This window comes from Neobacillus sp. SuZ13, assembly GCF_030123365.1.
GTDB lineage: Bacteria > Bacillota > Bacilli > Bacillales > Cytobacillaceae > Neobacillus.
The window spans coordinates 1713646-1736909 of the sequence record NZ_CP126107.1; the positions used below are offsets into that span (position 1 = coordinate 1713646).

Genomic DNA, 23264 nt, shown 5'->3' on the forward strand with positions numbered 1-23264 from the left:
TAGCTAAGCCCTAAAACTAGCAGTTGAGGTGTATGGTGGTGCCGACAAAGAGAACAACTCCTGATTTTATTTTATTGATTGTAACATTCACGCTTCTGGCAATAGGACTTATCATGGTTTACAGCGCAAGTGCTATTTGGGCTGAATATAAATTTAATGATTCCTTTTTCTTTGCAAAAAGGCAAACTCTTTTTGCCGGAGTTGGAGTTGCTGCCATGTTTTTCATAATGAACATCAATTATTGGACGTGGCGGACCTGGTCCAAAACCTTTTTACTAGTTTGTTTTGTGTTACTTATTCTTGTGTTAATTCCTGGGATTGGAAATGAAAGAAATGGTTCTCGTAGTTGGATTGGTGTTGGTGCCTTTTCAATCCAGCCTTCGGAATTTATGAAACTGGCAATGATTGCTTTTTTGGCTAAGTATCTTTCCGAACGGCAAAAGTTAATTACTTCGTTTAAGAAGGGTCTTATTCCTTCATTAGGTCTTGCTTTTCTAGCCTTTTCAATGATCATGCTTCAACCGGATTTAGGCACAGGCACAGTGATGATGGGAACCTGTGTTGTGATGATTTTTATTGCAGGTGCTCGTGTAAGTCATTTTGCCTTTCTGGGACTGTTAGGAGTCGCTGGATTTATTGGTCTTATTGCCTCCGCTCCATACCGAATTAAACGGATCACATCTTTTTTGGATCCATGGTCGGATCCGTTAGTGACAGGATTTCAAATTATTCAATCACTCTATGCGATTGGTCCTGGCGGATTGTTTGGGCTCGGACTTGGCGAGAGCAGGCAGAAGTTCTTCTACCTGCCTGAACCTCAGACAGACTTTATCTTTGCGATTCTTTCTGAAGAACTAGGCTTTATTGGTGGTTCATTCATATTACTTTTGTTTGCACTGTTATTATGGAGAGGGATTCGAATCGCATTAGGTGCACCGGATTTATATGGCAGTTTTCTAGCAGTAGGTATCATCGCCATGGTAGCGATTCAAGTTATGATTAATATTGGTGTTGTTACAGGTCTTATGCCTGTTACAGGCATTACCTTGCCATTTTTAAGCTATGGAGGTTCTAGTTTGACCTTGATGTTAATGGCGATTGGTGTACTCCTTAATATCAGCAGGTATTCGAGATTATGAACCTTCCCCCTGTTTAGCGGCAGGGTTCTTTTTATTTTAGGCTGTGATAATTTACAATTAGATAACATTCTTTTTTCATTTGCGTTATTACGATTGTTTTTATAGTAAGATAGGGTAGGCATTAGGTGTTAAATAGTTAATGAGGTGGAAAAAATGAAAATAGTTGTTAGTGGTGGAGGGACAGGCGGGCATATCTATCCTGCTCTCGCACTCATTCGTGAAATACAAAAACAGAACAAAGAGGCACAATTCTTATACATAGGAACAACTAATGGCTTGGAAAGCAAATTAGTTCCGAGGGAAAATATTGATTTTAAAGCGATTCATATTACAGGTTTTAAGAGAAAACTCTCCTTTGAAAATGTAAAAACGGTACTTCGCTTCCTAAAAGGTGTGAAAGACAGTAAAAGAATGTTAAAGGAATTCAGACCAGACATTGTCATCGGAACAGGCGGATATGTTTGCGGGCCTGTTGTGTATGCTGCATCTAAGCTTGGCATCCCTACGATCATTCACGAACAAAATAGTGTTCCGGGCTTAACAAATAAATTTTTAAGCAGATATGTAAACAAGATTGCCATTTGTTTTGATGAGGCAAAAGAGTACTTTCCAGCACAGAAAACAGTTTTTACAGGGAATCCTCGTGCATCTGAAGTAATTGGCAAGGACGGGATTCAAGGTCGTCTTGCTGCTGGGCTTAGTGCAACCATGCCGGTGGTTTTAATCTTCGGTGGCAGTCGAGGTGCCAGGCCGATAAATGAGGCAGTGGTTAAGGCATTCGCTGATTTGGCTGAGAAACCATATCAAGTACTTTATATTACGGGAGACGTCCATTTTGAGGATGTCAAAAAGGAAGTTGACTTGATTGGAAACCCTAAAAATGTAGTCATTAAACCGTTTATTCATAATATGCCAGAAGTACTTGCCGGGGTAGATTTAGTGGTATCGAGAGCAGGAGCGACGACACTTGCAGAAATAACCTCACTTGGTATCCCAAGCATCTTAGTCCCAAGTCCATATGTAACAAATAATCATCAAGAGAAAAACGCTCGGTCATTAAGTGACCATGGTGCTGCAGAACTATTATTAGAAAAGGACTTAAACAATAATAGTCTTGTGAATCATATTGATCGCATTCTTTTAAATAAAGATAAATTAAAAGAAATGAAAGTAAAGGCTAAAAAAATGGGTGTGCCGGATTCAGCTTCAAGACTTTATTCCTTAATGCAAGAACTGGTAAACACAAATCAAAAGTAGCCCAAAAAGATTTTTAGCATAAACTGATTTAAATGCTTCTAGGAAAGTAAGGGTGGTAATTATGGACGGAATCTTAAATGAGTTAATAGCTTTAAATATCGGAAAGGTTAAGGAAAATGAACCGTTAGCTAATCATACGACGATGAAAATAGGGGGTCCTGCAGACCTTTTTATTGAACCGTCTTCGGTTGAAAATTTAAAAACCGTCATGAGTGTGATAGAAAAACATGGATTGCCATGGCGTGCAATTGGCCGTGGGTCGAACCTGCTAGTGTCAGATAGGGGGATTGAAGGGGCTGTTATTAAACTTAGTTCTGGAATGGATCACCTTGAGATTAACGATACAAGTATTACAGTTGGCGGTGGTCATTCACTTGTCAGTTTATCGACACTTATAAGCAAAAAGGGCCTCGCAGGACTGGAGTTTGCTAGTGGGATTCCTGGCTCAGTTGGTGGGGCTGTATATATGAACGCAGGAGCCCATGGTTCGGATATTAGTAAAATCTTAACCAAAGCACATATTTTATTCGATGATGGAAAATTGGAATGGCTCTCAAATCATGAAATGGGGTTCTCCTATAGGACCTCTGTGCTTCAAAAAACTCGTCCTGGAATTGTGGTGGAAGCCATTTTTGACCTTGTGAAAGGTGATCGAGCAGCCATTGTGGCGCAAATGCAAAAAAACAAAGATTATCGAAAAGAGACCCAGCCATGGAATTTTCCGTGTGCTGGAAGTATTTTTAGAAATCCACTCCCGAATTACGCTGGGAAATTAATTGAAACCGCTGGATTAAAGGGATTTAGCATTGGCGGTGCAAAGATTTCGGAAATGCATGGGAATTTTATTGTAAATGCTGGAGGTGCCACTGCGGAGAATGTGCTGGCATTAATTCAACATGTCAAGGATACCATCTATAGCCTATATGAAGTAAAAATGGAAACTGAGGTTGAAATAATCGGTAGGGAGTAAGAATGATGGAAGGATTTATACAAAATTTCCAAAGAAATTATCCTTACTTTTCTTGTAAGAAATGTCGTCCGAATGACAAATATTGTGATATAATTACTGATAATATTATAGGTGCAACCTCGAAAAAGTTAGAGACGGCATGGTTTTTCGTGCCGTTGTTTCTCTTTTCGAGGTAACACTATCGAATGTTGGACAGGCTTAGTCTATTTATTTTAGAGCAGCTGCTTTTTATGTGGAGGAATTTAAATGGAAAAAGGTAAAATTGTAGCTCTCGAGGACCGTATTCCTAAGCTAAAGGAGCAAAGACGACGAAAAGCAAACCGACGCCTTGTTCTCCTGTTAATTCTGTTTTTTACAATGATAGTAGTTATCGCCTATTCACAATCACCCTTAAGCCATGTAAAGACGATAACGATAAAAGGAAATGGTGTGTATTCTGATACGGAATTGATCAGTCAGAGCGGCCTTTCGAATAATACGAATATTTGGAAAATAAAAAAGGATGAAACGGCATCGAGAATAAAACGTCTATCTGAGATAAAGACAGTTACCATCAAGACTCATTGGCCCAATACAGTGGTCATCCAAGTAAAAGAACATAAAAGAATTGCTTATCTTAAAAAAGCAAATAAGTTCTTACCAATTATGGAAAATGGGAAAATAGTGAACGAAAATGCAGCAGAAAAAATTCCTGTAAATTCTCCAATTTTATTTGAGTTTAAAGAGGGGGCAGCCCTCAATAAAATGGTGAAAGAGTTAGAGAAACTTCCAAGTGAAATATCCAACTCTATCTCTGAAATCCATTATACTCCGAAAAAAACTGATCAATATCATATTTCCTTATTTATGAATGATGGATTTGAGGTTAGTGCCACATTAAGAAGCTTCTCTGAAAAAATGGTACATTATCCATCAATTATCTCTCAAATTGATCCTAAGAAGAAGGGAATTATTGACCTAGAAGTAGGAACGTATTTTAAGGCCTTTGAAACCGAAGTGGAGGAAAAAGAAGTTGAGCAAGATAAGGGTGAAGGGTAAGCATGTTGTTATGTCCCTGGTCTGCCTTGTATTAGGATTTATGCTGGCCTTTTCCTATCATTTAACACAAATGGAAATGAATAAAGGGAAACCTAAAGTGTCTGATAAACAGTGGGAACAGACCCTTGCACTACGAAACCAATTAATTGCCGAGGAAAAGAGCAATCGCGAATTGCAAAAGGAATTAAATCAAAAACAAGAGTTGGTCCTAAAAAATGAGAAAGACCTCTCGAAAGAAGCAGAGGTTTATGAGAATCTCGCTGAGAATGCTGAGAAATATCGGATGTTCTTGGGGAAGGTGAAGGTAAAGGGTAAAGGAGTAAAGATTACACTTACAGACGGTGCTTATGATCCGAAAGAGGATAATATTAATAATTATCTTGTTCATGAACACCATGTCTTTAAAGTAGTTAATGAGCTTTATATTTCCGGGGCAGCAGCAGTTGCTATAAATGGACAAAGGTTGACTAGCCATTCTTATATTATTTGTAATGGACCTGTTATTACGGTTGATGGAGTCGAGCATCCAGCCCCCTTCATAATTTCAGCAATTGGTGATCCTGATGTTCTTTCATCTTCAATTAACTTAATCGGAGGGGTTAAAGATCAGTTAGTAAACGATAACATTGTTTTCACAATGGAAAGAGATGATGAAATGGTACTAGATCCAATCCTAGGTAGTTAGTTATGAAGTAATGTCCACGGTATGATAATTTAAAAGGTTAGGTGAAAAAAGTGGACAAAAAAAAAATAAATGTAAGTTTTACATTGATCTCAGTCTTGGTAGGATTCATGATAGCGATCCAATTTCAAACAGTCCAAAAACCTGCTGAACGTGATACCCGTGATATTTGGCAACTTCGTGAAGCAATACTGAAAGAAAAAGAACTACAATCCAACTTATTAAGTGAAATTCGTTCAAATGAGGAAAAACTAGCAGCCTATGAATCTAAACGAAAACAAAGCAAGGAACAAGTCTTAAGTGATACATTAAAAGAATTAAAGCTAGAAGCTGGACTGACTGAAATTACTGTTCCTGGTATTAAATTAAAGATTGAACCAGTAATCGAAGAAATAAAGACGGGTACTCCTGTTAATAGAGTTATTCCACCGGAACTTCTAACGAGATTACTAAACGAATTGAATATGTACGAAGCGAAATATGTAGCAATTGATGGGAAGAGAATTATTAATACCACTGTGATTCGAGACATTAATATGGAAACAAAAATTGATGGGCATACCATTGAAAGGCTGCCAATTGAAGTTGTTGTCGGTGTAGACGATAACTCTACAGCTGAAAAATTATATAATCGGATGAAAGTATCAAAAGCAACGGAAGAATTTTTTATTGAAAATCTAAGACTTTCGATTTCAAAACCAATTCCGAACTTAACGGTACCAGCCTACGATGATTCCATTCGCATCCGATATATGGAACCGACAAAAGAAGGAGGCGATTCTTAATGTGGCTTCCATTCATAGGATTAATAATTGGGATTATTTTGGGGCTGTTAACAGAAATACGCATTCCTGAAGAATATTCCAATTATTTGTCGATTGCTGTCTTAGCGGCATTCGACACTCTTTTCGGTGGGATCAGGGCATACCTGCAAAATATATATGATGAAAAAGTGTTTGTATCAGGGTTTTTCTTTAATATTATACTTGCTGCAAGTTTAGCTTTTCTCGGTGTTAATCTTGGTGTAGACTTATATTTAGCGGCAGTTTTCGCGTTTGGTGTCAGATTGTTTCAGAATATTGCTGTAATTAGGCGAATATTATTGACAAAATGGTCAACGAACAAAGAAAAAGTAGAAAAAAATTGAATTTTTTTAAAGGGAATCATTTAGTTGTGACGAATAATTTTATATGATATGAATATTGAACTTTTATTGGACAAAAAAAATATAGTTGTTGTTCAACTTAAGGAAATCTAAAGGAGGTGCCAAAGAATGAACAGCAATGAAATATATGTTAGTCTTGACATCGGTACATCCAGTGTAAAAGTAATCATTGGTGAAATGGTCAATGACTCGGGTAAAGACTCATTAAATATAATTGGTGTTGGAAATGTGAAATCTGAAGGATTACGCAAAGGTTCAATTGTTGACATGGACGACACCGTTCATTCGATTAGAAGGGCGATAGAGCAGGCAGAAAGAATGATTGGGATGGAAATCAGAGATGTGGTGGTTGGCATTTCAGGTAACAATGTTATGCTTCAACATTGTCATGGTATTGTAGCTGTTTCCAGCCAAAATAGAGAGATTACGAATGAAGATGTCATTCGTGTCATTGAAGCGTCTCATGTTGGTTCGATCCCGCCTGAAAGAGAAAACATCGGAGTTATTCGAAAACAATTTATCCTAGATGGTAAAGATGAAATCAACGATCCCCGCGGTATGATAGGAGTTCGTTTGGAAATGGATGGTACACTCATTACCGGCTCCAAATCAATTATCATTAATACCCTTCGATGTGTTGAACGTGCCGGTCTTGAAATAGTGGATATTGTTCTGCAGCCGTTGGCAGCTGGTGATTATGCACTGTCAAAAGATGAGAAAAACCTCGGTGTTGCTCTTATCGATCTTGGTGGCGGCTCAACAACAATAGCTGTTTTTGAAGAAGGATTTATCACACAAACTAGTGTTATGCCTGTTGGCGGTGATTATATCACAAAAGATATATCTGTAGGGTTACGGACCTCAACGGAAGATGCAGAAAAAATAAAAATAAAACATGGACATGCATTCTATGATGAAGCCTCAGAAGATGAAGTGTTCAGTGTACCAATCATTGGCAGTGATCAGCACCAACAATTTAATCAGCTGGAAATTTCGGATATTATTGAAGCAAGAATGGAAGAGATATTCGAACTAGTACTACATGAAATGAAACGCTTAGGATATAGTGACCTGCCAGGCGGTTATGTATTAACTGGCGGTATTGCAAATATGCAAGGTGTTCTAGAACTTGCTCAGGTAATTCTTCAAAATCGAGTCCGCATTGCCGTGCCTGACTATATTGGTGTAAGAGAACCTCAATATACCACAGCGGTTGGTTTAATTAAATATGCGTACAAGAATGCTAGATTGCCAGGTGGACACGTTGGTTCTTCAACCATTTCTGAACCTGCTGAAAAGAGAGTACCTAAACAACAACAACAACAACCTAAACAACAAAAAGCAGAAAAACATCCGGAAGATAAGATGTCATCAAAAGTAAAAAAATTCCTTGGTTACTTTTTCGAATAGGCTAATCGAATAGGTACCGACGAATTAGGAGGATTGTCATGTTAGAATTTGATACAAATTTAGATTCTCTTGCAACTATAAAAGTAATCGGTGTCGGCGGCGGTGGCAATAACGCGGTAAACCGAATGATTGAACATGGCGTTCAGGGAGTAGAATTTATCGCTGTTAATACTGATGCTCAAGCACTAAATCTTTCCAAAGCAGAAGTTAAGATGCAAATTGGTGCTAAACTGACTCGTGGACTAGGAGCAGGTGCTAATCCAGACGTTGGAAAGAAAGCGGCCGAAGAAAGTAAAGAGCAATTGGAGGCAGCATTAAGTGGTGCGGACATGGTATTTGTTACTGCAGGAATGGGCGGAGGCACAGGTACTGGTGCAGCACCAGTTATTGCTCAAATTGCCCGTGACCTAGGTGCATTGACTGTTGGTGTAGTAACTCGTCCGTTCACATTTGAAGGAAAAAAACGCTCCGGACAAGCATCAGGTGGAATTGGTGCCATGAAGGATGCGGTTGATACACTTATTGTGATTCCTAATGATCGTCTCCTTGAAATTGTTGATAAAAGCACCCCAATGCTGGAAGCATTCCGTGAAGCAGATAATGTTCTTCGTCAAGGTGTACAAGGTATATCAGATTTAATTGCTGTACCAGGTCTTATTAACTTGGACTTTGCTGATGTTAAAACAATCATGTCTAATAAAGGGTCTGCTTTAATGGGTATTGGTGTATCTGCTGGTGAAAATCGTGCCGCAGAGGCTGCTAAGAAAGCAATTAGTTCTCCATTATTAGAAACATCTATTGATGGAGCACAAGGTGTACTAATGAACATTACAGGCGGTACAAATTTGAGTCTTTATGAAGTTCAAGAAGCTGCTGATATCGTAGCAACCGCTTCTGATCAGGAAGTAAATATGATATTTGGTTCTGTTATTAATGAGTCATTAAAAGATGAGATTATCGTTACTGTCATCGCTACTGGATTTAAAGAAGAAACCTTGCAGCCAAAAGCTACTCGTCCTACTTTTGGTCAAACTAAACCTCAGATGGGTAATGTTAAACGAGAACAGCCAAAACGCGAAGAGGTTCAGCAAGAGCCTGTCCGCCATACCCAAGTTTCCCAAGAAGAAACATTAGATATTCCAACCTTCTTACGGAACCGTAATCGTAGAAGGTAAAAAGTGAATACTTATACAAAAGACACGGCCTGTTTTGGGTCGTGTCTTTTGTATTTAAGCTAATTTAAATTGTGTTGATATAATTAGCACCTGTTGATTGGAGTGGAAAGCGAAGTGCGTGGAGCGGAAATCAACAGCCGTGTTTTATGTATGACAAAATTCATCTGACAAAATACGTTGTGAATAGTGGAAATTTTTGTTTATTTGATTACAGAAAGTGACACACTTCAGCCATGCAAGTACGATATACTTTTTCGTAAACAGAAAGGAAAAGCTGATAAATTTTTAGAGAGGAAGCTGGTAACTATTTATTTAGATGTGATCTGGGCTCTAAATTTATTCTTTGATAGTCTGCTTCTATATTTAACAGCTATTTTTCTAAAAAGAGAGATTAAAATAGGGAGACTAGCCGCTGGTGGATTTATTGGTTCATTGATAATTTTATTATCATTTACGCCATTAAATGTCTATACAAGCCATCCCATATCAAAATTCTTATGCTCAATCCTAATGGTGTTAATAACGTTTGGATATAAGCGGATGACTTTTTTCTTTAAGGCGTTAATGACACTTTATGTGTCCACCTTTTTAATCGGCGGGGCATTAATGGGGGCCCATTACTTTATTCAGTATGATTCTGAGTTAACAACCAAGGTCCTCGTTTCTAGTACAAAAGGGTTTGGCGATCCGATAAGTTGGATATTTGTTCTAATTGGATTTCCCGTCGCTTGGCACTTCTCAAGAAAAAATGTTGAAAGCATGGAGATGACAAAAATTCAATTTGATCAAATTGTTAAAGTCAGAGTCAATATAAATAACGAAACCCTTATCTTTAAAGGATTAGTGGATAGCGGGAATCAGCTTTATGATCCATTGTCAAAGCAACCTGTGATGTTTGTCTCCATTAAAAACATTCAAGAAACGATCCCAGAATCAATAAAGAAACTTGCCGATGACCCAGAATTACTTATCAATGGCAGTGGAGACCTTCCAGAGGAGTGGCAAAATAGGATCCGAATTGTTCCTACTCGCGTGATTGGACAAGAGCATCAACTAATAATTGCTGTAAAACCTGAAAGCATTTTTATTGAACATAAAGAAACTCAATATCTATGTGAAAAAGGTCTAGTTTCCTTTACAACAAAGCAACTCTCAAGCGAAGATGCATTTCAATGTATTGTTCATCCAAAGATGCTCACAGGTCCTAGGCAGCAAATAAAAACCATTAAGGTGAGTTAGTATTACTATACTCAGAAAAACATATTTTAGAAGGAGGAACACACATGAAAAAATGGAGGCTTCGCCTATCATACTACTGGTATAAACTATTAATGAAATTGGGTTTAAAAACAGATGAAGTTTATTATATTGGTGGTAGTGAGGCCTTACCGCCTCCTTTAAGCAAAGATGAAGAAGAGATGCTGCTGAAAAAATTACCTGGTGGTGATAAAGCAGCAAGGTCAATATTAATTGAACGAAATCTTCGTCTTGTTGTTTACATTGCTAGAAAATTCGAGAATACCGGGATTAATATCGAAGATTTAATTAGTATCGGAACTATTGGATTAATTAAAGCCGTCAATACCTTTAATCCCGAGAAAAAAATAAAACTTGCTACATATGCCTCACGATGCATCGAAAATGAGATTCTCATGTACTTAAGGCGTAATAATAAAATCAGGTCAGAAGTATCCTTTGATGAACCCTTAAATATTGATTGGGATGGGAATGAACTATTATTATCTGACGTTCTAGGAACTGATGATGATATTATTACAAAGGATCTAGAAGCGAACGTGGACCGAAAGCTCTTGACAAAAGCACTTCATCAACTGACTGACCGTGAAAAACAAATTATGGAACTTCGGTTTGGTCTTACAAATGGAGAAGAAAAAACCCAAAAAGACGTAGCTGACATGCTGGGAATATCCCAATCTTATATTTCCCGCTTAGAAAAAAGAATTATAAAAAGGCTGCGAAAAGAATTTAATAAAATGGTGTAAAGAAGAAAAAAATTTTTCCATTAAAAAACCTATGATTTTCATGACTTAATTGCATTTTTCGACAAATGTGCACTTGTCCACCATCGTGGATAAGTGCATATTTTTCCTTCTCAAGGAGATACTGTTTTTTGTACAGCAACTCCTGTGAGGAGGGAAAAGGATTGACTCGAAATAAAGTTGAAATTTGCGGTGTGGACACAGCAAAACTTCCTGTCTTAAAAAACGAAGAAATGAGAATACTCTTCAAGCAAATGCAAGAGGGCGATATTTATGCCAGAGAAAAGCTCGTCAACGGTAATTTACGACTCGTATTAAGTGTCATTCAACGTTTTAACAATAGAGGCGAGTTTGTTGACGACTTGTTTCAAGTTGGCTGTATTGGGCTGATGAAATCTATCGATAACTTTGATTTGGGCCAAAATGTAAAGTTTTCAACCTATGCGGTTCCAATGATTATTGGTGAAATTCGAAGGTACTTGCGTGACAATAATCCAATTCGCGTTTCTAGATCTTTGAGGGATATTGCATATAAAGCCCTTCAGGTAAGAGAGCGATTGATGAGCGAAACTTCAAGGGAACCAACCGCGGAAGAAATTGCGAAGGTCTTAGAAGTTCCACATGAAGAAATCGTTTTCGCCCTTGATGCCATTCAGGACCCAGTGTCCCTTTTCGAGCCAATTTATAATGATGGCGGCGACCCAATTTATGTAATGGACCAATTAAGCGATGAAAAAAATAAAGATATCAATTGGATTGAAGAAATTGCCTTAAAAGAAGGAATGCGCAGGCTAAACGATCGCGAAAAGTTAATTTTACGGAAACGATTCTTTCAAGGAAAAACACAAATGGAGGTCGCAGATGAAATTGGGATTTCCCAAGCACAAGTTTCTCGGTTAGAAAAAGCTGCGATAAGACAAATGAATAAAAATATCCAAAGTTAGGCTGTCCTTAGGGCAGCTTTATTTTTATTCCTTTTACTAAAAGTCTTAGAGTAAACATATATTTTATAGAAATAAAACCGGGAGTGAGAAAAGATGGTAAAAATTTCTGAGTTCCAAATAAAAGATGTGGTTAATGTAGCAGATGGAAAAAGGCTTGGAAATATTGGTGATATTGAGATAAATTTATCAACAGGAAAAATTGAAGCAGTCGTCATTAGCGGCAGTGGAAGAGTGCTTGGCTTTTTTGGTAAAGATGACGATGTAGTTATTCCTTGGAAGAATATTTTAAAAATAGGTCAAGATGTTATTTTGGTCAGATATAAAGGCAGTACAGAAAATATAACGGAAGAAGCAGAAGTTTAACTATTTTATTTGCGGTGACCAATTTTTCTTTTCATGGTAAACTATAGAAAAAACATTAGAGGTATGAAAATGGAACCCTTTGTTTTAAAAAATCAATCCTTTTTAACTATCGAAAACTGGGTAAGCAAATATCCAGGTTTAGTTGCGGGAATAACAACTACTAATGGCGGAGTAAGCAAAGGGGTTTACGAATCCCTTAACCTTGGTTTTCACGTTGGTGATAATCAAAGCGATGTTTGTTCCAACCGAGAAAAAGTTTCAGACTTGCTCACATTTCCGCTAAAGAATTGGGTCGGAGCTGAACAAACACATGGGATTCAACTTAAAAAAATTTCTAAACATGACCGTGGCAAAGGCTCAAATTCCTATGAAAATGCTATTAAAGATACAGATGGTTTTTATACCAATGAGGAGGGCGTCTTGTTAACACTCTGCTATGCCGACTGTGTCCCTCTTTTTTTTATTGCACCTGAATCAAAAATGATAGGGGTTGCCCATGCTGGCTGGAAAGGGACCGTAGGTCAAATTGCAAGGGAAATGATCATTGCGTGGAAAAGAGAAGGAATTAACCCAGAACAGATTCTAGTTACAATTGGCCCATCCATTTGTGAAAAATGTTATATTGTTGATAAGTATGTTATAAACTTGGTCGAAAATACACTAGAAGATGTCGAAATTTTACCCTATAATTTAATTAAAGACGGCCAATATTCCTTAGATTTACGTGAAGTAAATAGACAAATACTAATGAAGTCTGGTGTACCAGATACGAATATCCAGTTGACTAACTTTTGTTCTAGTTGTGATAAAGAGTTTTTTTCCCACCGTCGTGACCAAGGGAAAACAGGAAGAATGTTAACTTTTATGGGCTGGAAGGAGACTATGTAAAGTTTATGAGGGTAGCAGAAAAATACGAGATAATAAAACAACAAATAAATGAGGCCTGCCTTCGAGTCAAGCGAAACCCTGAAGAAGTCAGGGTGATTGCGGTTACGAAATATGTTAGTACTGAGAGAGCAAATGAAGCACTACATGCAGGTATAATAAATTTAGGCGAGAATCGGGATGAGGGACTCCTTCGTAAGTGGGAAGAACTCAAGGACAAGCCTGTATGGCATTATATCGGTTCACTTCAGACACGAAAAGTAAAAAATATCGTTAATATTGTTGAGTATATACATTCTTTGGACAGGATTTCTCTTGCAGAAGAAATTAATAAACGGGCAGAACATAAGGTGAAATGCTTGGTACAAGTTAATGTCTCTGGAGAAGAATCAAAGCATGGCTTACCGGCAGAAGAAGTGCTAACCTTTATTGAATCACTTCGTAACTTTGAACATATAAGTGTTGAAGGTTTAATGACAATGGCTCCACTTACTGATAATGAATCTCAAATACGTGAATGTTTTCATAAATTAAGAGAACTTCATAAACAAGTCCAAGCCTTAAATTTGGATTATGCTCCTTGCACAGAACTTTCGATGGGCATGTCCAATGATTTTGAAATTGCTATTGAAGAAGGGGCTACAATGGTAAGAATAGGCACTGCGCTTGTTGGTGAAGATGGTTAGGAGAGAAAATCATGACGATTAAATCGAAATTAAAAACATTTTTCTTTTTGGATGATGAATATGATGATAGCAAAGTTGAATATCCAGAAGTAGTTGAGCCACTTCCTGTAAAACAAAAGCAACAACCTGTGGTAAAGAACCAAAACGTTGTCAGCTTGCAAACCGTGCAAAAATCTGCCAATTCTACAAAGTCATCCAAAGTAATTTTAGTTGAACCACGTTCTTATTCTGAGTCAACTGAAATTGCTGACCATTTAAAAAACCGCCGCGCAGTTGTCGTGAACCTGCAGCGAATTGACAGTGACCAGGGCAGACAAATTGTCGATTTTCTAAGTGGTGCTGTTTATGCAATTGGTGGAGACATTCAAAAGATTGGTTTTAGTATATTCTTATGTACACCTGATAATGTTGAGGTTTCAGGAAATATATCAGAACTTATTCCTGACTTTGAAAATCAAAATACGAGGTGGTAATGCTTAATGGCACTTGTTTTTAGTTTATTACAGAAGCTAATACAACTTTATTCGTATGCCTTAATTATATATATTTTAATGTCTTGGTTTCCAAACGCTAGAGGGACATCTATTGGACAATTCTTTGCAAAAATTTGTGAACCATATTTAGAGCCATTTAGACGAATCATTCCACCCATTGGTATGATGGACATCTCTCCAATCGTTGCTTTTCTTGTTCTTAATTTTGCTCAAAGTGGATTATCAAGTGTCTATCGTTTTCTTGTTTCTTAAGAATATTGAATCTAGGTTGTGTTTTGAAAAATGAATATCTATCAGCACTTTCGTCCAGAAGAACGAGAATTTATTGATCAGGTGTTAAATTGGAAGAATTATGTTGACACACAATATACTCCTAAATTAACCGATTTCCTTGATCCAAGAGAACAACATATTCTAAGAATGTTGATTGGTGAACATGGAGAGGTAAAGTATAAACTTTTTGGCGGCAGCACGGAGGTAGAACGAAAACGAGCCCTAATTTTTCCAGATTACCTAACTTCGATTAATAATGATGAATTTCAAATAAGCCTTTTCGACATCCACTATCCAACCAAGTTTGTTACGATCGAGCACCGGCAGGTATTGGGAACACTTATGTCCCTAGGTCTGAAGCGGGGAAAGTTTGGGGATATCCTCAATATAGATGGGAAATGCCAATTTTTTGCCGCAAAGGATATTAGCGATTATATCCTAAACAATGTTGAAACAATTGGCAGGGCAGGCGTAAAACTAACTGAAACGAATATAGAAAATGCACTTTCCACCAATGAAAAATTGGTGGAAAGTGACTTAACGATATCTTCCCTACGGCTTGATACTGTCATTTCAGGAATTTATCATGTGTCACGGCAGAAATCACAACTTCTTATTCAACAAGGACTCGTGAAGGTGAATTGGACAATAATTGAAAATCCTTCATTTGAATGCGGTGTGGGTGACATGATTTCAGTTAGAGGAAGTGGCCGAGCAAAGATTCTTGCCATTCAAGGGAAAACGAAAAAAGAAAAATGGCGACTAAATGTCGGAAAACAAAAATAACTATATAAATAAAGAAGGAAAATCGATGAAAGATGTCGAATTCTTGTATATACATATAGAATTAGAGATTGTATGGAGGTGGCATCATGCCGTTAACACCGTTGGATATTCACAATAAGGAGTTTAATAAGGGTTTTAGAGGATATGATGAGGATGAGGTCAACGAGTTTCTCGATCAGGTAATCAAGGATTATGAATTAGTACTTAGAGAGAAAAAAGAATTAGAAGAACGCTTGAACGATATGAATGAGCGTCTTGGTCACTTTGTTACGATTGAAGAAACTCTAAATAAATCTATCATCATTGCTCAAGAAGCGGGTGAAGATGTTAAACGAAATGCTCAAAAGGAAGCAAAGTTGATTATTAAAGAAGCGGAGAAAAATGCGGATCGGATTGTCAATGAATCCCTATCAAAAGCAAGGAAGATTGCTCTTGAAATCGAGGATTTAAAAAAGCAGTCTAAAGTATTCCGTACACGTTTTAAGATGTTGATTGAGGCTCAGCTTGATATGTTGAATACCGATGATTGGGATCACCTATTAGAATATGAGGTAGATGCAACAGAACTAAAAGTTCATGAAGAAGAAGATTCATTAGCTTGACGAAAAGCGTTTTTATAGCATATAATTTCTTAACAGTTATAAAGAATGGTCAATGACGATGATAGGGACAGTATAATTTTTCTAGGACTTTTTTAGCGAGCCAGGGGCGGTGTGAGCCTGGTAAAGTTGAAAAATTGAAGATCACCCTTGAGTTCCATAGCCCAACCTCCTTATTTAAGGATAGTAGGCTTAGGCGTGTTATTCACGTTACGAATGCTAAAGAGGATAGACGATTTGATTCGAACTATCTATCAGGGTGGTACCGCGGGAATAAAACCTTCTCGTCCCTATTTTGGGATGAGAGGGTTTTTTTATTTGTCTATTGGCTATTCTGTTATATGAAGAGGATTACAGGAGGAAGAAAAAATGGAGTATAAAAATACGTTATTAATGCCACAAACTGAATTTCCGATGCGTGGCAATCTTCCACAAAGAGAGCCGGAGATTCAGGCGAAATGGGAAGAATTAAATATTTACAAAAAAGTTCAGGAACGAACCAAAGGACGTCCGATGTTTGTATTGCATGATGGTCCTCCATATGCCAATGGTGACATCCATATGGGGCATGCCCTTAATAAAATTTTAAAAGATATGATTGTTCGCTATAAGTCAATGAGTGGTTTCCATGCACCATACGTACCAGGCTGGGATACACATGGTCTTCCAATTGAGCAAGCGTTAACCAATAAAGGTGTGAAACGTAAAGAAATGACGGTCGCAGAATTCCGTCAACTTTGTACAAAATATGCACTAGAACAAATTGATAATCAGCGTGAACAATTTAAACGTCTTGGTGTACGCGGTGACTGGGAAAATCCTTATATTACCCTAAAGCCGGCTTATGAAGCACAACAAATTAAAGTCTTTGGTGAAATGGCTAAGAAAGGTTATATTTATAAAGGACTCAAGCCTGTCTATTGGTCACCATCCAGTGAATCTGCACTTGCTGAAGCTGAGATTGAATACCAAGACAAAAAATCCGCATCCATTTATGTGGGCTTTAAGGTGAAGGATGGAAAAAATGTTCTAGATACAGACACCCAAATTATTATCTGGACAACAACTCCATGGACAATTCCGGCGAACTTAGGTATTTCCGTTCATCCGGATCTAACATATGTTGTGGTTGCGGCAAACGGAAAAAAATACCTAGTTGCTGAAGCTCTTCTCGAATCAGTTTCGAAGGAAATTGGCTGGGAAGAAGTAACCGTTGTTAAAAAGGTAAAAGGAAATGATTTAGAAAATATTTTAGCTGTTCATCCTCTTTATGGCCGCGATTCATTGGTGATGTTAGGAGAACATGTAACAACAGATGCAGGTACTGGCTGTGTCCATACAGCACCTGGTCACGGGGAAGATGACTTTTATGTAGGCCAAAGATATGGATTAGATGTCCTATGCCCTGTCGATGATAAAGGTGTGATGACGAGTGAGGCGCCAGGTTTTGAAGGATTATTTTACGATAAAGCAAATAAACCAATCACACAAGCATTAGAAGATGCAGGTGCATTACTCAAACTTTCTTTTATTACCCATTCTTATCCACACGATTGGAGAACGAAAAAACCGGTAATCTACCGTGCGACAGCACAATGGTTTGCATCTATTAAAGATTTCCGAAATGAATTACTAGATGCAGTCAAGGAAACAAAATGGATTCCTGCTTGGGGTGAAACGCGTTTATTTAATATGGTTCGTGACCGAGGGGACTGGTGTATTTCTCGTCAACGTGTCTGGGGAGTACCAATTCCTGTTTTCTACGCAGAAACTGGCGAAGAAATCATTACAGATGAAACGATTAATCATGTTTCAGATTTATTCCGTGAATTTGGTTCGAATGTATGGTTTGAGCGTGAGGCAAAAGAATTACTACCTGCTGGCTTTACTCATCCAGGAAGTCCAAACGGTATTTTTACTAAAGAAACAGATATCATGGATGTATGGTTTGATTCAGGATCTTCCCATCAAGCTGTTTTACTTGAAAGAGATGATTTAGTTCGACCAGCTGATCTTTATCTTGAAGGCTCGGACCAGTATCGCGGCTGGTTTAACTCATCATTATCTACTGCTGTAGCCGTGACAGGTGAAGCACCATACAAAGGAGTATTAAGCCACGGGTTTGCACTTGATGGTGAAGGCAGGAAGATGAGCAAGTCCATCGGTAATGTCGTTATCCCTGCAAAAGTAATGAACCAGTTAGGTGCAGATATTTTACGCCTTTGGGTTGCTTCAGTTGATTATCAAGCAGATGTTCGTGTTTCAGATGCAATCTTAAAGCAGGTCGCTGAGGTTTATCGTAAAATTCGTAACACCTTCCGTTTCTTATTAGGAAATTTAGCTGATTTTACTCCAGCCGATAAAGTGGCATATGAAAATCTGCGCGAAGTCGACCAATTTATGCTTGTTAAATTAAATAAGTTGATTAAAAATGTTCGCAATGCCTATGAAAACTATGAATTCGCTGGTATCTATCACGCGATTAATAATTTCTGCACCCTTGATTTAAGTTCATTTTATTTGGATTTTGCGAAAGATGTCCTTTATATTGAAGCTACAAATAATCATGAGCGACGTGCTATCCAGACAGTGTTATATGAATCGCTGCTTGCTTTAACAAAATTAGTTTCACCTATCCTTTCACACACTGCTGATGAAGTGTGGAAGTTTATCCCAGCGGTAACAGAAGAGAGTGTTCAGTTAACTGACCTTCCTGAATATCAGGAATTAAAAAATGCTCAAGGTTTAGAGGAAAAGTGGACTGAATTCATGAAACTTCGTGATGATGTGTTAAAGGCTCTTGAGGAAGCGCGTAATCAAAAAGTGATTGGGAAATCGTTAACTGCAAAGGTTACGCTTTATGTCAATGAAAAATCAAAAGCTTTATTAGACTCGATTGAAGAAAATATGAAACAACTCTTTATTATCTCAGGCTTTGAAGTAGCAGGTGCCTACGAGGAAGCACCTGAAAATGCAATCAAATTAGAAACTGCAGCCATTGTTATAACAAAGGCTGAGGGTGAAACATGTGAGCGTTGCTGGATTGTAACACCAGAAGTAGGTCAAGATCCAGAACACCCATCACTTTGCCCGCGTTGTGCTGAAGTAGTAAAAGCTAACTATACTCATAATTAATCATAAAAGCCCTGTGCAATTGCATAGGGCTTTTAAATTTTTCCTTCTCCGTTAATTGTTGTTGTAGTTGTCAAATGTTTTTCCGAGTCGGTTAATGGATGCCGGAAATAATAAGACAAATGAAACACGGAGGTAACAACTATGAATGCCACGCAGGAACAGCTGTTTTTGGAACTCCGTCAAACGAAAGAAGAAATTGAATATTCCTTAAGAAACAAACCGAAGCAGGACTGGTTTACATCCGTTTTAGAAGAGGAATTATCAGATATTAATACAGCAATTCAAAAGCTTAAAAATGGAAATTTTGGGCAATGCGAAATTTCTGGAGAATTTTTGCCTAATGAATTATTAAAAATCATTCCTACCTTAAAGTCAGTAAAGGATTCAGAGTATTTAATGCATTATTACAAAAAACCGATTTATTGATCTTTTCATAAAGTTACATTTTCGTTTAGCGAAAAAGTATGCTAAAATGCTTAAGAAGTATGATAAGCGAAAGCGTCTAGACATGATGAGTCTAGCTGATGTGGAGGTATTTCTTAGTGTTTTATTACTTAATCGCTCTTTTTGTTATTTTATTAGATCAAATTACGAAATGGCTTATTGTAAGTAAGATGTATTTAGGGGAGAGTATACCTATCATTGATAATATTTTCTATATTACTTCTCATCGCAATCGTGGAGCGGCGTGGGGAATATTACAAGGACAAATGTGGCTCTTTTATGTTATTACCATTGTTGTAATAATCGCAATTATGTATTATCTATACAAAGCTGCAAAAGGTAAAAGGATACTAGGTGTATCTTTAGCATTGATGCTTGGAGGCGCGATCGGAAACTTTATTGACCGTGTCATTCGCAAGGAAGTTGTTGATTTCATTCATACGTATGTTTTTGGCTATAATTTCCCTGTCTTTAACATCGCAGATTCAGCTTTAGTGATCGGTGTCATCTTGTTAATGATTCAAATGGTACTAGAAGAGAGAGAAACAAAGGAGAAATCATATGGAGAAAATGGAACACATCATTCTTGAGGAGCAAAAAGGGGATCGGATTGATAAGGTGATCTCTGGTCTTGATGAAGAATGGTCAAGAACTCAAGTACAGCAATGGATTAAAGAAGGCAATATAACGGTAAACGGGCAACAGATTAAAACAAATTATAAATGTAACGTAGACGACCAAATAGAAATTACGATTCCGGACCCCGAAGAGTTAGATGTGGTCCCAGAAGATCTTAATTTAGAAATTTACTATGAAGACAGTGATGTTTTGGTAGTAAACAAGCCGAGGGGTATGGTCGTTCATCCAGCGCCAGGTCATATGTCTGGAACATTGGTCAATGGTTTAATGTATCATTGTAAGGATTTATCAGGGATTAACGGTGTGTTAAGACCAGGGATTGTACATCGGATTGATAAGGATACATCTGGACTATTAATGGTGGCTAAAAATGATTTGGCTCACGAAAGTCTTGTCAATCAGTTAGTGGCCAAATCGGTTACCCGTAAATATAAAGCGATTGTCCATGGAGTCATTCCCCATGACTTTGGAACTGTTGATGCTCCACTTGGCAGAGATACGAAAGACCGACAAAGCATGACAGTCGTTGACCATGGCAAACATGCGGTCACACATTTCCATGTTCTTGAACGCTTTAAGGATTTTACATTTGTTGAATGTCAATTAGAAACAGGTAGAACACACCAAATCCGTGTTCATATGAAATACATTGGCTACCCTCTCGCTGGAGATCCAAAATATGGTCCGAAAAAGACGCTCGAAATTAATGGACAAGCATTACATGCAGGTGTGCTTGGTTTTAACCACCCGAGAACTGGCGAATATTTAGAATTTGAAGCCCCACTTCCAGAAGATATCGAGTTATTACTTAATCAGCTTCGAAATAATCGTTGACACAGTCGTTAATTTGAAGTAAGATAATTTTAGCTTAATAAGCCTTTAAAACAGTCCCGTGAGGCTGAGAAGGAAACGGTTAAGATCATGGGGAGAACTATACCCATATCTGTAAATTAACTAGTTAACCTCTCGCCAGAATTGGGTGAGAGGTTTTTTATTTTTACAAAAGAAGAAGGTGTAGTATGAACCAAAAAGCAGTTGTCCTGGATGAACAAGCCATTAGCAGGGCCTTGACTAGAATTGCCCACCAAATTATTGAAAAAAACAAAGGTATAGATGATAGTATTTTGGTTGGTATTCGAACGAGGGGCATTTATTTGGCCAATCGACTTGCAGCCAAAATTGAGGAGATTGAGGGAAAAGCAATCGCTGTTGGTGAGTTAGATATTACCCTTTATCGAGACGATTTAACAAAGAAAACAGATAATCAAGAACCACTGGTTAAAGGATCAGATATTCCGGTGGGGATAAATAATAAAAAAGTGATACTTGTTGATGATGTTCTATATACGGGGAGGACAGTCCGAGCTGGTCTAGATGCTTTAATGGATATTGGACGACCTGCAGTCATTCAACTGGCGGTCTTAGTCGACCGCGGACACCGGGAACTTCCAATCCGGGCAGACTATGTGGGGAAAAATATTCCGACCTCAAGTGAAGAAAAAATTGTAGTTGAGTTAGCTGAAGTGGATCAGGTCGATCAAGTCAGTATTTTTGAAAAATAAATAGTTACCCTTTTAAAAGTAGTCCTGTGAGGCTGACAAAGGGGAATATGCCCAAAGAATCTATATTTAGGCATGTCCAAACCCTCTTTGTACCCTCACGGATAAAGAGGGTTTTTTTATGGGAAAAATAAAAAACTAAAGCAAAGCATTATACAAAATGGGGGAAATCACAGTGACCAATAAACCTATCTTAGACGTAAAAGATATTCCTAAACCCTTTCAATGGATCACATTAAGCTTACAACACTTATTCGCCATGTTTGGAGCCACTATATTAGTACCTTACCTTGTGGGATTAAGCCCAGCGATTGCACTTATATCAAGTGGACTTGGCACATTAGCATTTTTATTAATAACTAAATTCCAAGTTCCAGCTTACTTAGGCTCATCCTTTGCATTTATCGCACCTGTGATTGCCGCTAAAGCAGCTGGGGGACCTGGCGGCGCCATGGTGGGTACTTTCATTGCAGGACTTGTTTATGGACTGGTTTCACTTATCATCAGCAAGGCAGGCCATCGCTGGATCATGAATCTTCTCCCGCCAATTGTTGTCGGACCAGTTATTATTGTCATCGGATTAGCCCTATCCGGAACCGCCGTGAATATGGCTATGAACAATCCTGTGAGTGGAAAATACAGCATGCTTCATTTCTCTGTAGCCCTTGTCACGCTAATAGCAACGATTATCTTTTCGATATATGCAAAAAAAATGTTAAGTATGATCCCAATCTTAGCGGGGATTATTGTCGGATATATCTACGCACTAGTGGTTGGAGTGGTCGATTTTAAACCAGTATTAGAGGCTAAGTGGTTTGAAATGCCTGAATTTATTATTCCGTTTGTAAGCTATAAAGTAAAATTCACTTGGGATTTAGTACTGTTAATGGTACCAGTTGCGATTGTTACACTATCAGAGCACATCGGACACCAGTTGGTGCTAAGTAAGGTAGTCGGCAGAGATTATATTGAAGAACCTGGCTTACATCGCTCGATCCTTGGGGATGGAACAGCAACGATGATTTCCGCTCTGATTGGCGGACCGCCAAAAACAACTTATGGTGAAAACATCGGTGTCCTTGCCATTACTCGAATTTACAGTGTGTATGTCATTGCTGGTGCTGCAATCTTCGCGATCATCTTTGGCTTTATTGGAAAAATAACTGCTCTAATCAGCACCATTCCAACTCCGGTTATGGGCGGAGTTTCAATCCTTCTTTTCGGAATTATAGCTTCCTCTGGTTTACGTATGCTAGTGGATAGCAAAATTGATTTTGGCAACAAACGTAACCTTGTCATTTCATCTGTCATCTTGGTGGTTGGCATCGGTGGAGCTGTCATAAAAGTATCAGAGTCATTACAAATACAAGGGATGGCACTAGCAGCCATTTGCGGGGTATTGTTAAACCTTATCCTTCCTGGCAGAGAAACAGCAAATGAAAATATGCTTGAGGAGATTGAATCCTCTGATAAGCGGAAAACTGCATAATTAAGTTTCAACTCTTTAAATAAATCCAGTGAGGTTTAAAAGGGTGTATGCTTAATACCATGATTTTGACTCATGGATTATCTTGGCATACATACACCCTGAACTTTCTGGTCAGGGTGTTTTTTTATTCAA

At 38.0% G+C, this 23264-nt stretch carries 25 protein-coding genes and 1 other annotated feature; all 25 genes read left to right on the plus strand.

Annotated features, from left to right (window positions below):
- Window positions 1-32 precede the first annotated feature (32 nt).
- The 25 genes from spoVE (at window position 33) to QNH17_RS08460 (ending at window position 23132) form a co-directional block, all read left to right on the plus strand.
- The gene (spoVE, locus tag QNH17_RS08340) at window positions 33-1139 is read left to right on the plus strand and encodes a stage V sporulation protein E (RefSeq protein ID WP_481858582.1); all 1107 of its coding nucleotides are present in this window, start codon (window positions 33-35) and stop codon (window positions 1137-1139) included.
- Between the two features lie 153 nt (window positions 1140-1292).
- Window positions 1293-2396, plus strand: coding sequence for an undecaprenyldiphospho-muramoylpentapeptide beta-N-acetylglucosaminyltransferase (murG, locus tag QNH17_RS08345; RefSeq protein ID WP_283878251.1), 1104 nt, complete (start codon window positions 1293-1295; stop codon window positions 2394-2396).
- A gap of 61 nt (window positions 2397-2457) precedes the next feature.
- Window positions 2458-3366: a UDP-N-acetylmuramate dehydrogenase gene (gene murB / locus QNH17_RS08350; RefSeq protein ID WP_283878252.1), complete on the plus strand. Its 909-nt coding sequence runs from the start codon at window positions 2458-2460 to the stop codon at window positions 3364-3366.
- A gap of 246 nt (window positions 3367-3612) precedes the next feature.
- Entirely contained in the window at window positions 3613-4404 is a 792-nt protein-coding gene (locus QNH17_RS08355) for a cell division protein FtsQ/DivIB (protein ID WP_283878253.1), read from the plus strand.
- Window positions 4405-4414: 10 nt separating this feature from the next.
- Complete coding sequence (locus QNH17_RS08360; protein ID WP_283879459.1) at window positions 4415-5089, plus strand: DUF881 domain-containing protein; 675 nt, start codon at window positions 4415-4417, stop codon at window positions 5087-5089.
- 50 nt (window positions 5090-5139) lie between these two features.
- Window positions 5140-5871, plus strand: a complete 732-nt coding sequence (locus tag QNH17_RS08365; RefSeq protein WP_283878254.1) for a DUF881 domain-containing protein — start codon at window positions 5140-5142, stop codon at window positions 5869-5871.
- Window positions 5871-6233 carry a small basic family protein gene (locus QNH17_RS08370; protein ID WP_026566380.1) on the plus strand — a complete coding sequence of 121 codons (363 nt, stop codon included), beginning with the start codon at window positions 5871-5873 and terminating at the stop codon, window positions 6231-6233. Before QNH17_RS08365 ends, QNH17_RS08370 begins: the two co-directional genes overlap by 1 nt.
- A gap of 126 nt (window positions 6234-6359) precedes the next feature.
- Window positions 6360-7661, plus strand: coding sequence for a cell division protein FtsA (ftsA, locus tag QNH17_RS08375; protein ID WP_283878255.1), 1302 nt, complete (start codon window positions 6360-6362; stop codon window positions 7659-7661).
- 38 nt (window positions 7662-7699) lie between these two features.
- Window positions 7700-8836 (plus strand): cell division protein FtsZ, encoded by a 1137-nt coding sequence (gene ftsZ, locus QNH17_RS08380; protein ID WP_283878256.1) that lies wholly within the window; start codon window positions 7700-7702, stop codon window positions 8834-8836.
- Window positions 8837-9040: 204 nt separating this feature from the next.
- The gene (gene spoIIGA, locus QNH17_RS08385; RefSeq protein WP_349632567.1) at window positions 9041-10075 is read left to right on the plus strand and encodes a sigma-E processing peptidase SpoIIGA; all 1035 of its coding nucleotides are present in this window, start codon (window positions 9041-9043) and stop codon (window positions 10073-10075) included.
- 44 nt (window positions 10076-10119) lie between these two features.
- The gene (gene sigE, locus QNH17_RS08390) at window positions 10120-10839 is read left to right on the plus strand and encodes an RNA polymerase sporulation sigma factor SigE (protein WP_026566384.1); all 720 of its coding nucleotides are present in this window, start codon (window positions 10120-10122) and stop codon (window positions 10837-10839) included.
- Window positions 10840-11000: 161 nt separating this feature from the next.
- On the plus strand, window positions 11001-11780 hold the full coding sequence (gene sigG, locus QNH17_RS08395; protein WP_283878257.1) for an RNA polymerase sporulation sigma factor SigG: 780 nt from the start codon (window positions 11001-11003) through the stop codon (window positions 11778-11780).
- Window positions 11781-11873: 93 nt separating this feature from the next.
- A complete protein-coding gene (locus tag QNH17_RS08400; protein ID WP_283878258.1) occupies window positions 11874-12143 on the plus strand; it encodes a YlmC/YmxH family sporulation protein in 270 nt (89 codons plus the stop codon).
- Window positions 12144-12212: 69 nt separating this feature from the next.
- Window positions 12213-13031, plus strand: coding sequence for a peptidoglycan editing factor PgeF (pgeF, locus tag QNH17_RS08405; protein WP_283878259.1), 819 nt, complete (start codon window positions 12213-12215; stop codon window positions 13029-13031).
- Window positions 13032-13036: 5 nt separating this feature from the next.
- The gene (locus QNH17_RS08410) at window positions 13037-13714 is read left to right on the plus strand and encodes a YggS family pyridoxal phosphate-dependent enzyme (protein WP_283878260.1); all 678 of its coding nucleotides are present in this window, start codon (window positions 13037-13039) and stop codon (window positions 13712-13714) included.
- A gap of 11 nt (window positions 13715-13725) precedes the next feature.
- Complete coding sequence (locus QNH17_RS08415; RefSeq protein ID WP_283878261.1) at window positions 13726-14187, plus strand: cell division protein SepF; 462 nt, start codon at window positions 13726-13728, stop codon at window positions 14185-14187.
- A 6-nt stretch (window positions 14188-14193) separates the two neighbouring features.
- Window positions 14194-14460, plus strand: a complete 267-nt coding sequence (locus tag QNH17_RS08420) for a YggT family protein (RefSeq protein WP_283878262.1) — start codon at window positions 14194-14196, stop codon at window positions 14458-14460.
- Window positions 14461-14490: 30 nt separating this feature from the next.
- Window positions 14491-15267: a YlmH family RNA-binding protein gene (locus QNH17_RS08425; protein ID WP_283878263.1), complete on the plus strand. Its 777-nt coding sequence runs from the start codon at window positions 14491-14493 to the stop codon at window positions 15265-15267.
- Window positions 15268-15353: 86 nt separating this feature from the next.
- Window positions 15354-15869, plus strand: a complete 516-nt coding sequence (locus QNH17_RS08430; RefSeq protein ID WP_026566392.1) for a DivIVA domain-containing protein — start codon at window positions 15354-15356, stop codon at window positions 15867-15869.
- Window positions 15870-15918: 49 nt separating this feature from the next.
- Window positions 15919-16161 (plus strand) — a binding site (T-box leader).
- 74 nt (window positions 16162-16235) lie between these two features.
- The gene (ileS, locus tag QNH17_RS08435) at window positions 16236-19001 is read left to right on the plus strand and encodes an isoleucine--tRNA ligase (protein ID WP_283878264.1); all 2766 of its coding nucleotides are present in this window, start codon (window positions 16236-16238) and stop codon (window positions 18999-19001) included.
- 141 nt (window positions 19002-19142) lie between these two features.
- A complete protein-coding gene (locus QNH17_RS08440; protein WP_283878265.1) occupies window positions 19143-19427 on the plus strand; it encodes a hypothetical protein in 285 nt (94 codons plus the stop codon).
- Window positions 19428-19525: 98 nt separating this feature from the next.
- A complete protein-coding gene (lspA, locus tag QNH17_RS08445; protein ID WP_283878266.1) occupies window positions 19526-20035 on the plus strand; it encodes a signal peptidase II in 510 nt (169 codons plus the stop codon).
- Window positions 20007-20918, plus strand: a complete 912-nt coding sequence (locus tag QNH17_RS08450; RefSeq protein WP_283878267.1) for an RluA family pseudouridine synthase — start codon at window positions 20007-20009, stop codon at window positions 20916-20918. The genes lspA and QNH17_RS08450 overlap by 29 nt, the downstream gene beginning before the upstream one ends.
- A gap of 185 nt (window positions 20919-21103) precedes the next feature.
- A complete protein-coding gene (gene pyrR, locus QNH17_RS08455; protein WP_283878268.1) occupies window positions 21104-21646 on the plus strand; it encodes a bifunctional pyr operon transcriptional regulator/uracil phosphoribosyltransferase PyrR in 543 nt (180 codons plus the stop codon).
- Window positions 21647-21818: 172 nt separating this feature from the next.
- Window positions 21819-23132, plus strand: coding sequence for a solute carrier family 23 protein (locus tag QNH17_RS08460; protein ID WP_481858583.1), 1314 nt, complete (start codon window positions 21819-21821; stop codon window positions 23130-23132).
- Window positions 23133-23264 lie beyond the last annotated feature (132 nt).